General features: G+C 52.3%; 12 protein-coding genes and 1 pseudogene. 8 read left to right on the top strand and 5 right to left on the bottom strand.

Translation table 11 applies throughout. The features are described 5' to 3' along the window. The 4 genes from NP603_RS19505 to NP603_RS19490 form a co-directional block, all read right to left on the bottom strand. Positions 1 to 276, bottom strand: a 276-nt coding sequence (locus tag NP603_RS19505; protein ID WP_256612522.1) for an efflux RND transporter permease subunit, incomplete at its 3' end; no start/stop codon positions are given. Next, positions 269 to 1705, bottom strand: coding sequence for an efflux RND transporter periplasmic adaptor subunit (locus NP603_RS19500; protein ID WP_256612521.1), 1437 nt, complete (start codon positions 1703 to 1705; stop codon positions 269 to 271). The genes NP603_RS19500 and NP603_RS19505, both read right to left, overlap by 8 nt. Further along, on the bottom strand, positions 1698 to 2984 hold the full coding sequence (locus tag NP603_RS19495; protein ID WP_504138019.1) for a TolC family protein: 1287 nt from the start codon (positions 2982 to 2984) through the stop codon (positions 1698 to 1700). Before NP603_RS19495 ends, NP603_RS19500 begins: the two co-directional genes overlap by 8 nt. Positions 2985 to 3103: 119 nt before the next feature. Further along, positions 3104 to 3466 (bottom strand): hypothetical protein, encoded by a 363-nt coding sequence (locus NP603_RS19490; RefSeq protein WP_256612520.1) that lies wholly within the window; start codon positions 3464 to 3466, stop codon positions 3104 to 3106. A gap of 99 nt (positions 3467 to 3565) precedes the next feature. On the opposite strand from NP603_RS19490, the gene NP603_RS19485 reads away from it, so the two are divergent. From NP603_RS19485 to NP603_RS19470, 3 genes and pseudogenes are all read left to right on the top strand, one after another. Then, a complete protein-coding gene (locus tag NP603_RS19485; protein ID WP_256612519.1) occupies positions 3566 to 4012 on the top strand; it encodes a MerR family DNA-binding protein in 447 nt (148 codons plus the stop codon). A gap of 97 nt (positions 4013 to 4109) precedes the next feature. Then, positions 4110 to 4819 (top strand): annotated as a pseudogene (locus NP603_RS22075) (MerT/CopZ fusion-like heavy metal transport selenoprotein). A 17-nt stretch (positions 4820 to 4836) separates the two neighbouring features. After that, positions 4837 to 5277: a putative iron-sulfur cluster-binding metallochaperone gene (locus NP603_RS19470; RefSeq protein WP_256612516.1), complete on the top strand. Its 441-nt coding sequence runs from the start codon at positions 4837 to 4839 to the stop codon at positions 5275 to 5277. A gap of 116 nt (positions 5278 to 5393) precedes the next feature. On the opposite strand, the gene NP603_RS19465 is transcribed toward NP603_RS19470, so the two are convergent. Continuing rightward, positions 5394 to 6299, bottom strand: a complete 906-nt coding sequence (locus NP603_RS19465) for a DNA-binding protein (protein WP_256612515.1) — start codon at positions 6297 to 6299, stop codon at positions 5394 to 5396. Between the two features lie 338 nt (positions 6300 to 6637). On the opposite strand from NP603_RS19465, the gene NP603_RS19460 reads away from it, so the two are divergent. From NP603_RS19460 to NP603_RS19440, 5 genes are all read left to right on the top strand, one after another. Next, positions 6638 to 6886, top strand: a complete 249-nt coding sequence (locus NP603_RS19460; RefSeq protein WP_256612514.1) for an AbrB/MazE/SpoVT family DNA-binding domain-containing protein — start codon at positions 6638 to 6640, stop codon at positions 6884 to 6886. Then, positions 6886 to 7224: an endoribonuclease MazF gene (gene mazF / locus NP603_RS19455; protein WP_256612513.1), complete on the top strand. Its 339-nt coding sequence runs from the start codon at positions 6886 to 6888 to the stop codon at positions 7222 to 7224. Before NP603_RS19460 ends, mazF begins: the two co-directional genes overlap by 1 nt. A gap of 276 nt (positions 7225 to 7500) precedes the next feature. After that, the gene (gene bet, locus NP603_RS19450; RefSeq protein ID WP_256612512.1) at positions 7501 to 8640 is read left to right on the top strand and encodes a phage recombination protein Bet; all 1140 of its coding nucleotides are present in this window, start codon (positions 7501 to 7503) and stop codon (positions 8638 to 8640) included. Positions 8641 to 8730: 90 nt separating this feature from the next. Further along, the gene (locus NP603_RS19445; protein ID WP_256612511.1) at positions 8731 to 9078 is read left to right on the top strand and encodes a hypothetical protein; all 348 of its coding nucleotides are present in this window, start codon (positions 8731 to 8733) and stop codon (positions 9076 to 9078) included. After that, positions 9075 to 10073: a YqaJ viral recombinase family nuclease gene (locus tag NP603_RS19440; RefSeq protein ID WP_256612510.1), complete on the top strand. Its 999-nt coding sequence runs from the start codon at positions 9075 to 9077 to the stop codon at positions 10071 to 10073. The genes NP603_RS19445 and NP603_RS19440 overlap by 4 nt, the downstream gene beginning before the upstream one ends. The last annotated feature ends 245 nt before the right edge of the window (positions 10074 to 10318 follow it).

The following is a 10318-nucleotide window of genomic DNA, read 5'->3' as shown; positions in this document are numbered from 1 at the left end:
GAACGACAAGCCAAAGAACGAATAACCGCGCACCACCTTGGCATGCGGCACGGCCAACATCGCGGTGGTTAAAGGATAAGTCACCTGATTTTCGACCACCTGCGGCGATTGGTCGGCGTAATCGGTGAAGATGATCACCTGTACATCCGATAAATCCGGTATGGCATCCAGCGGCATGTTTTTAAACGACCAAATTCCGCCGATGGCCAGGATAATTGCCCCCAGCAATACCATGAAGCGGTCCTTCAAGACGCTATTGATGATGAAATCAGTCATGGCGATGCGCTCCCTGCTCGGTCTGCAAGCGAGTCGGTTCGGACGCCGGCGTCGCCGAAGGCTCCAGCATTTTCGACGTGGCTTCGTTCAGCTTGGATTCGGAATCGATCAAAAATTGCGCCGAGGTCACCACTTCCTCGTCGGCATCGAGGCCCTGAAGAATCGAGACATCGCCGTTGGACGCCAAACCGACTGTCACCGGGCGAGGTTCAAACTTGCCGGGGGCTCGTACCACGAAAACTTGAGTATGCGCACCGGAACGAACCACCGCTTCCGAGGGTATCACGATGGCATCCACCTGTTTACCGGCCAATATCGTCACTTCGGCAAACATATCGGGTTTTAACAGCAGACCGGGATTATCGAAGGCCAGACGCACCTTGATCGTCCGAGTCTTGGCTTCGGCATACGGATAAATAAACGTCAGATGGCCTTTGAAGGTGCGACCCGGAATGCCGGCCAATTGCATGTCAACCGGATCGCCTTCTTTCACCCACGGCAATTCGTACTCGTAAATTTCGGCATATACCCAGATTTTAGACAGGTCGGCGATCATGTACAGCTCGGTTTCCGGCGTGACGTATTGGCCTTCACGAGCGCCGATGTTGATGACGATACCGTCCGCCGGCGTATGGATATGCAGGCTTTTTTTGATGGCTCGGCTATCGGTCAATTCATGCAGTTGATGTTCGGGCACATCCAGCAATTTCAAGCGTTCGCGGGAGCTCTTCACCAAGTCTTCCGCACCGCGACGGATGTCTTCGATGGGGCTTCTTTCCAGAACTTTGAGATTATTGATGGCCAACACGTATTCCTGTTGGCTGGCCACTAATTGCGGGGAATAAATGCTCAACAGCTCTTCATTTTTCTTGACCAGTTGCCCGGTTTTATCGGCACGTAGCGTTTCAATCCAGCCTTCGGTTTTGGGATGCAGCCGAACGATATGCTCTTCGTCATACGCCACACGGCCTACGGCTCTGACCACATGCGAGAGCAAGGTTTTTTTTGCCCGCGCGGTCCGCACGCCGATGTTTTGCACCGTCGCCGCATCAATTTTAACAGTGCCCGCTGACGCGTCCTTTTGAGTCTCGTCCTCGGCATACACAGGCAGATAATCCATCCCCATATTGTCCTTAGCGGGTACCGGCGACGTCACCGATGGATTCATCGGATTGCGGTAAAACAAAATTTTGGGTTGTTTGGGCGCATTATCCTCGGTATAAACCGGTACGTAATCCATGCCCATGGCATCCTTGGTTGGCACCGGGGACGTTACCGATGGATTCATGGCACTTCTGTAAAATAATGGCTTTCTGCCCTCTGCTGGTTGAACCGCCGATTCCTGTTTAGGTTGCTGAGCCAGCCAATAGCCGCCCGCCAAGCCTATCCCCAAGGTCACCGTGGCGGTTAATAACAATTGCTTATTCATAAATTTCGTCCTCGCCAACATTCGCGCACAGTTGCGCCAGTGCTTGTTGGGCTTCCGTGAAGGCTTTCCAGTATTGGGTTTCGTATTCGAACAAGGTGATCTGGCTACGTACCAGATTCAAAAAATCGACTTTGTTGACCTGATAACCGGCCAGCATTGAGGCGACGGTTTGCCGGGCCTGCGGAATGATGCCGGTATCGAACAACACGAATTGCTGTTTGGCCCGCTGGTAATCGCTGTGACTTTGGGTAATTTCAGAACGAACCGCGTTCCATCGATCTTGCAGTGCGTAGCGTTGTTGCATCAATTCGCTGGTACGCTGATCGACGGCTTTGGCTTGCTTGCTGGCGGCAAAAATCGGCACGTTCATGCTGACGCCCAGGCTCAGCAAATCCGAACGTCTGGTGCCGTCGAGCATGTTGTTGCGTGCACCATAGGCCGCTTCGACGTTGAAGTCCGGTAGAAAATCTTTATGTGCCAGTTCCAGCTTGGATTGCGCCGCATGGATGCCTTGTCGGTCGCTTTCCAACATCGGTCTTGAGACTTCCGCTTGTTGATAAAGCCGGTCTTCGGGTTTAATTTCCGGCAAATTCAAGGCGAGTTGCGCCGGTAATTGCAGCCAATGGTTGGCGGGTTGATCCAACAGTGCATTGAGTTTGGCGACGGTACTGCGCCGCATGCCATTAAGGTTGATTTTCTGATCCAACAGCTTGGAGAGTTCCAGTTGGGCCAGCAATACGTCCTGTTGCAAACCTTCGCCCACTTCGTATTTGCTGCGGGCGATATCGACGAACTGCTGCAATAACTTGTGATTGTTATCGACGATCTCCACCGTCCGATCCAGATAAAAAACCTGCCACCACAGGGTTTTGACGTCGCTCAACAGACGCAGGCGCAACTCATCGGCATTCAGTGTAGCGGCTTCCGCTTCATACAGCGCTGCCTGCTCGCGTAGCGCCAGTTTGCCGGGAAAGGGAATCCCCTGGGAAAGCCCGAAACCGATTTGCGTCATGTCTTCTTGCCGCGTGCTAAAGCTATTAGTCGGCAAACTCATCGCGTTGAAGGTGATTTGCGGGTCGGGCAGGCTGCCTTCCTGCGACGGAATGGCGGCCATCGCCTTGGCACGGGCCAAGGTTTGCGCCAGATCAGGATTGTCCTGAATGACTTTTTGAGTGGCCGCCTCAAGCGTCAATAGCGGTTGCTCATCTGCGTTGGCCAGGCGGCAGACGATAAACAGCGTCGCCATCAGCAGACGCCTTGATCGAAAAAAGGATGTCATGATGATCCTCGTAAACTCGTGATAACCATGACGAACAAAAATCAGCCGGACTTTGGCCGATGTTGATCGTCATAAGGGCGGTGATTATTTCTTACAGCGAAACACCACCGTTGAACGGCTTAGAGGCTAAAAATCGGCGGTTTTATGTCGGGAGGTGCAAGAAACGAGGCGGAATTAGGTTTTTCCCCAAAGCCATAGCTATTGGACACCTGGATTGGAATAAACCTAAAAGATGACGTGATCCCGCAATCCACGCAAACATGAAAGCTGCAACTGGCCAAGTGCGGTTTGGCTGTGGCGGACTGGCAATGATCGGCGTGTGTGGAGGCCGAAACTCCTTCATCGCCCATTTCATCGGCAACGACAACCATTTGCGCAACCGATAACTGGCTGGTGAGTGCAGAATAATGAGCAAACGCCACCACTACAGGCATGATAGCCATGAGCACTAATAGAATGGTGGTGAGGCGATGTTGCATCATATTTGCCAGAGTCTAACTTATCTATATCATTGTAGATGAAATTTTTCATTATTGACGTCATAAAATCTGGACGCCTAAAGGCTAGCGATTGGAAACTGCATGACAATAAAACCCTTTGATCTAAGGCTCAATAAAATGCCGGCTTTGACCATAGGCAAACTTGCCAAACAAACCGAAGTCAGCATCGAAACCATCCGTCACTATCAACGTATCGGTTTGCTGACAGAGCCAGCGAAACCCGATAGCGGCTATCGAGTTTATTCCGCTGATGCTATTGCCCAGATACGTTTTATCAAACGCGCTCAACAGGCCGGATTTACCTTAAAAGAAATTGCTGCCTTACTAGCCCTTGATGGGGCGCACTGTGCTGATGTTCGGCAACTCGCCGAGCAAAAATACCAGCAGATCGATCGACAAATCAGGGATTTAACGGCACTGCGTCAGGTATTGGAAAGCCTAGTCAACGACTGTCAGCAGACAGCTCCAGCCGCACGTTGCGCTATTCTCGATGCGTTTAGCGATGATGACGCATCAACCAACCTCTAATTTTAAGTAAGACACCACCGCCTACTTGACTCTGTTCTAAACAACAGGGTTTAGACTCCTTGCCAACATTGAGCATGGTTTGGCTTAGGAGATTGCTATGAATACAGACCCTGAAACGTCCTTAAAAACCCCATCATGGTTGGGTATCGGCGCCCTTTTGGCCGCTGTAGGGGCTTCGGCCTGTTGTGTTGGGCCATTTTTGCTGCTGTCATTGGGTATTGGTGGTGCGTGGATCAGCGCGTTGACGGCTATGGAACCGGCCCGGCCATTTTTCATTGTCATGGCCCTGATTTTTATAGTACTCGGCTATCGAAAGCTCTATCTAACGTCTGATCGCTGTAATGCGGGTGAAATATGTGCCACATCAGACAACCAACAACGACAGCGCCGATTGTTCTGGCTGGGTTCCGCATTCATTTTGATACTGCTGGCCTTTCCCTGGTTAGCGCCTTTTTTCATGACTTGAGAGGGCTCGATATGACAATTAATTCCGGATTGTTACTGGTAAGTTTGTTGTTACCGGCCACATTATGGATGCCAATGGCCTATGCTGAAACCACAGTGGTACAGCCAAACCAACAACAAACGGTGACACTGAAGTTAGAGAATATGACCTGCGCTATGTGCACAGTCACCATAAAGAAAGCCTTGCAGAAAGTCGAAGGCGTACAAAAAGTGGCTGTCGATTACGATTCAAAAACAGCCACGGTCACCTTCGATAGCAAGAAAACCGATAGTGCAGCCTTGATCAAAGCCACGACAGATGCCGGTTATCCGGGTTCTCTCGTCACACCTATTATTCGGTAAGGCCGAGGATAGCGTCTATGTCTAATTGCTGCGGCTCCACCAAAACCAAGCAGATTTGTTCTGAATGCGGTTCCTCGTGCAAAAGCGTCGGCATACTCACGCTGTATCATCAGGTACGGTTTCCCGAGAACCAGTCAATCGTTACCGACAGCTATTATTTTTGCCCGGCAAAAACATGCCCGATTGCCTACTTTTCCAACGCCGGCAACACCATCCCCAAACAGCATTTGCGAAGCTATCAATCGATTCGGAACGATGCGCTTTGTTATTGCTTTGACATAGATACCGCGCAGTATTTATCGGCGTTAAAAGATCAACGTGCAGAACCGATCAAAGCTTTCGTCATGCAACGCACTCAAGCCGGGGAATGTGCTTGTAAAATTAGAAACCCATCAGGCCAATGCTGTTTAGCGAATTTCAAGCGTTTAGAAAATGAGCACAATACAGATGTCAAATGATCGCTATAAACCAGCCGTTCGGAGAAACTGATTTTGTATTTTTCACAGACCGCTTTTGGCCGGTTGGTTGAGATCGTCAACGGCGACTTTTCAGGCCCCCGGTTCAGCGCAATTAACTAATTACCAATAGCTTTCATTAACTGTTCGACCTGTGTTTTCGTGGCCGTTAATTGGCCTGTTAGAAGCGCAACCTGTTCTCGCGCGTTGCCAGCCTCTGTTTTAGCGCGATCTGTTTCAGCTTCGAGCTTAATCAGCTTTTCGCCCATACGTTGAAGTTCCGCAGCGGCTCTTTGTCGTTCCTCCTTTCGCTGTTCCTCCGCGGTTTCCACTTTGGTCTGCAGTTTGGTCAACTCCGTTTTCAATTGGTCTCGCTCGGCCGCGATAGATTGGGCGGCTTGTTTCTGAGCCGTCACCTGTTGCCGCAGCTTGGCTTGCTCTGCTTCATGCTGTTCGGTTGCTGCCTTCGCGTTCTTCTCGACCGCCTCCAATCGTTCGCGCAAGGTGGCTAGCTCAACCGCCTGTAACTGGTTCGCGGCCTGCGCTTCGGTCAAACGTTTGGTCAACTCCCCCACCCTGACCTTCTCATCCGCCAGCATGGCCTCCAATTCATCGACCGCCTGCGAGGCATCGGCCAGCTCGCGCTCTGATTGGGCTTGCTGTTCGCGCGCCGCTCGCAACACATCAGCTACCCGCCGCTCTTGGGTTTTGACCGCTCTGTCGTTCAGTTCCAGCGCTAACACGTTAATTTTGTCGACCAACCCCTTGGTCAACACCGCCAAGCTTTCGGCCACTTCCAGCGGCAACTCGACGACGGGCTCCGAATTTGTCACCGCTTGAGCGGCATTGTGCCTGTCCCAAACCTCTTTGAGCCGCTTCGGATCGCCGCCGCCGGTTAGCTTGCGTAACGCAAATCCGGTGACATTCCGATTCGCCTTCGTCAACGCCTTGCCGGCTTCGATAATTTGGTCGTCGGTAATATCGGCGGGGCGACCCAAACTGGATTCAAAGTCTTCTGCTTGCATGGCGAACTCCCATTCGGATTCAACTGCGACGGCAGGAGTTTGACATATTAAAAGAAATAAAGAAAGTAAGAAAGAAAGTTAATTCCCACGCTTCACATCTCACGCCATCCTGATTGTCAAATTTGCAATCATTGTCGCCACAGGATTGCAACCCACAAAAAACGTAGCCACAATGTAGCTACCGATTTGAATTTATTTCAGAGGTAACAATGAAAGTTGGGTCGCAAACTGCTCTAGGCACTTTTACGGCAGGCGCCGGCCTCGGGTAAGTCATTTTTGGCGGCGCTATATCGGTCGACAAAGATTTGCATTAAGCGCGTTTAACGGGAGTAAATCTGATGCAAACTGAAATTAAAAAATGGGGTAATAGCGCCGTGATTCGATTGCCGGCGGCGATGCTGGCACAGTTAAAGCTGGAAGTCGGTTCGCCGGTCGAGCTGACAGCGGACGATGCCGGGCTACGGATTGTACCGACCACGGCCAAACCTGTTTTTAAGTTGGAGGAATTGCTGGCTGGCATAACTGCCGATAATCGGCATGATTGCATTGACTGGGGGCCGGATGTTGGCCGAGAAGGTAACAATTAATGGCTGTATCGTACGTACCTGAGCGCGGGGATTTGGTGTGGATTGCGTTCGATCCTCAAGCAGGCCACGAACAAGCGGGGCGCCGCCCCGGCCTGGTCGTTACGCCACGCACTTATAACGTCAAAGCCGGGTTGGCGTTGATTTGCCCTGTAACAAGTCGGGTTAAAGGATATCCGTTTGAGGTACCGTTACCGGACGGCGACCGTGTGAGTGGTGTGATATTGGCGGATCAGATTCGGAGTCTGGATTGGGCGGCGCGTCAGGCCGAAAAGATATCTATGGTGAACGGGGCGGTATTGGCCGAAGTCTTGGCCAAAATCGAGGCTCTTATTCAATAATTCAGCCCGTGGACCAGCTATTACCCTGCATTGTCTTCGGTAAGTCCAATAGTGGCTTGCTCCTGTTAAGGCTTCGGGGATATCGCCAAGCGTTTAACCATTCTACCGATTCTTCGAGCAACATGCTCAGGTACCCAGTCGCCGCTAAAATCCACTTCCACTTCGCAATTTCTTTTGTTATAAAGGCCACTAGTATTTAGCGTTAATCAACGCTGAAGATCCTGCAACAGCAGGCGCTCCGTCTTTAGGCGGCGGGAATCGATGTTCCCGTACTGAGTGCGTCAATCTCAGCTTTCAATCCATGCGTCATTCAAGACGCCTATACCACCCAACGGGGAACGATCCGATTCCCCAATGGGAGTCCGTCGTTCCTTTTTTTTAAGGAGAACGATTATGGCTCAAAGCAATCCCGGCAAACAAAAACCCGATACGCCTACTCACCCGGCAATGCCGGATGCTGCGAAACAAACCTATGGCCTGACGGAGCAATCCTGGAAAGTGCTGACGGAAGTCACCTTTCCCACAACCAAAACCGCAGAAGCCATCTTGATGGCTCTGGATTATTGCAAAACCCGAAAACTCGACATCTTCAAAAAACCGGTCCATATCGTCCCGATGTGGAGTACCGCTTTAGGTCGCTATGTCGAAACCGTCTGGCCCTCCATCACGGAAATTCAGACCACCGCGTCCCGAACCGGTGTTTGGGCTGGAATGGACCGTCCCGTGTGGGGCCCGGATGTCACCAAGACCTTTACCGGGCGCTACAAGGACGACAACGACCAATGGCAGGAATCCAGTGTCACCGTGACCTTTCCCGAATGGGTGGCGGTTACCGTGTACCGGATCGTCGGCGGCAAACGCTGTGCCTTTACCGAGGAAGTCTATTGGCTGGAGGCTTATAGCACGGCCGGCGGCAAAAACTCGCAACTGCCTACCGCGATGTGGATCAAGCGCCCCAAAGGGCAATTGGCCAAATGCGGTAAAGCGGCGTCTTTGCGCGCGGCCTTTCCGGAAGAATGCGGTTATGCCGCCGAGGAAATGGACGGCAAAATCATTGATATCTACGGTTCCGACGTGATCGATATCGATCCGCCGGCCGAACCGACTACTGCGGCACCCGAGCAACAGCCTCAAGCTGAAGCCAAGCCGGAGGTGATCGATGCATCTAAGCTCCATCCAAATTTGATTAAGGCAGTTGCAACCCTGATTAAGCGGACAAAAGATGCAAACGCATGGGCGGCGGCCGAAGAATTCATCACCAGCCGATTTACTGGTGTTGACCTGATCTATGCCCGTGCGGAATTAGACAAAGCCAAACCGAAACCCGCGTTAACGCATAGCGAAGGCATGACCATGCCGCCGCTATCTGCGAAAGACGCCGAGCTTAGCAAGGCTCGTCAAGCACTCAGAAATTAAACCGACTTTCGGTTTTTCTCATTTACCCATCCAGGGCGTCATGATTCGCCCGGTGGGCTATTCGTGACGCTCTTCTCTTGGAGAAACGTCATGACTGAAATCACTACCTTCGATCAATCCCTCAACCGGATACCCAGCTTTACCGACTGGAGCCGTTACGACTCACCGACCGTCCTGCGTCGCTATGGGCCGGGATTTCTTGATAAAGCGCTGGATCTGGACACGGAAACCCGGCTATTTCATCGCCGGCATTCCTACGCCGACTTGGTCAGTATCGCCGATACCTTCGGCGGCATCTGCACGCTATCTCCGGGTTGCACCTTGTTGCTATTCGACGATGTCCGTCTCGCACAACGTTGCCACGCGGTGTTGAAACAACGCAAATTAGACGGCGTGCTGCACGGCTGTCACATCCGGATCGACGGAGAGTTCGAATGAAAATCGTCGATATCGCCCAACGCAGCGATGCGTGGCGACCATGGCGATCGCAAGGCGTAACCGCCAGTGAAGCAGCAATCATTCTGAACCGCTCGCCGTACAAGACGCCTTGGCGCTTGTGGGCGGAACGGGTCGGCATCGTCCTGGAAGCCAACCTCGACAACCATCCCTTGGTCCGTCGCGGCCGCGAACTGGAATCGAAGGCGGCGCAATGGTTCGAAGCCACGTGTGACGAACTGTTGTTGCCCTTGTGCGGCGAGTGCGATCAATACCCGTTGATCCGTGCCTCGTTCGATGGCATTACCGGTAACGGCGAACCCGTCGAAATCAAATGCCCGCATCCCAGCACCTACGAAAACGTGGTACAGGAACGTGAGCAGTCGGTTGCCTACCAATTGTATTGGGTGCAAATGCAGCAACAGTTGTTGGTCGCCGATGCCAAAAGAGGCTATCTGTGCTTCTATCTCGACGACCAGCATGTCAAGGTGTTCGACATCGCGCGCGATGACACCTTTTTGGTGACTTTAATCAACGCGACGATCACGTTTTACGGTTGGGTCATCACCAAAAAAGAACCGCCGAAAGACCTAAAGCGGGATTTGTATTTGCCTGAAGGCGACGCCGAAATTCAATGGCATCAACTGGCGGCCGAATACCGTGCCCGGCAGAAGAAACTGGAGGCATTGAAAGCCGAAGCCATCCAACTGGCCGAAATGCAAGCCAAGACCGAAGCCCAATGGGTCGCGCAAATGGCCGATTACGTCATCGCCGAACATTCCGGCGTGCGTGTCTGTCGAAGCGTCAGCCATGGGGGTATCGATTACAAGGCGGCTTTAACGGCCCTGCTCCCACAACTGACTGAGGCGGAGCTGGCCCCGTACCGAAAGGCTCCGGCCTCGCGGGTACGCGTGACGTGCCGAGACGACAATGGCAAAAATGCGCAAGTGGCGTTTGACCCGGATTCCGTGGCCGTGACAGAAAGCAGTTGGTTTTGAAAACACGTTAGCAACGAACGAACACTACCTCGGTAGTGTTCGTTTCTTTAAGTCGATTCAGGGCTTGTTTTAAGGTGTAAGCCAAGCCCTCAACCGACTTTGCTAGCGCTATCGTCATCGATACGCTGAAAATCCTGCAGAGCAGGCGTTCCGTCTTCAGGCGGCGATCAAGGCATATCCTTGGTGGTACCGGGTGCGTCAAACCCGGCTTCGTCCGGCCGTTGCTATCAACGGCCTATTTTATA

This window comes from Methylomonas aurea, assembly GCF_024505045.1.
GTDB lineage: Bacteria > Pseudomonadota > Gammaproteobacteria > Methylococcales > Methylomonadaceae > Methylomonas > Methylomonas aurea.
The sequence above is the reverse complement of the archived record's forward strand: the minus strand, read 5'-3'. Positions and strand labels throughout refer to the sequence as shown.

Bases quoted from the DNA above. Each gene is read 5' to 3' on its own strand.
- NP603_RS19500 (WP_256612521.1), bottom strand. From the start codon at position 1,705: ATGAATAAGCAATTGTTATTAACCGCCACGGTGACCTTGGGGATAGGC.
- NP603_RS19495 (WP_504138019.1), bottom strand. From the start codon at position 2,984: ATGACATCCTTTTTTCGATCAAGGCGTCTGCTGATGGCGACGCTGTTT.
- NP603_RS19490 (WP_256612520.1), bottom strand. From the start codon at position 3,466: ATGATGCAACATCGCCTCACCACCATTCTATTAGTGCTCATGGCTATC.
- NP603_RS19485 (WP_256612519.1), top strand. From the start codon at position 3,566: ATGACAATAAAACCCTTTGATCTAAGGCTCAATAAAATGCCGGCTTTG.
- NP603_RS19470 (WP_256612516.1), top strand. From the start codon at position 4,837: ATGTCTAATTGCTGCGGCTCCACCAAAACCAAGCAGATTTGTTCTGAA.
- NP603_RS19465 (WP_256612515.1), bottom strand. From the start codon at position 6,299: ATGCAAGCAGAAGACTTTGAATCCAGTTTGGGTCGCCCCGCCGATATT.
- NP603_RS19460 (WP_256612514.1), top strand. From the start codon at position 6,638: ATGCAAACTGAAATTAAAAAATGGGGTAATAGCGCCGTGATTCGATTG.
- mazF (WP_256612513.1), top strand. From the start codon at position 6,886: ATGGCTGTATCGTACGTACCTGAGCGCGGGGATTTGGTGTGGATTGCG.
- NP603_RS19445 (WP_256612511.1), top strand. From the start codon at position 8,731: ATGACTGAAATCACTACCTTCGATCAATCCCTCAACCGGATACCCAGC.
- NP603_RS19440 (WP_256612510.1), top strand. From the start codon at position 9,075: ATGAAAATCGTCGATATCGCCCAACGCAGCGATGCGTGGCGACCATGG.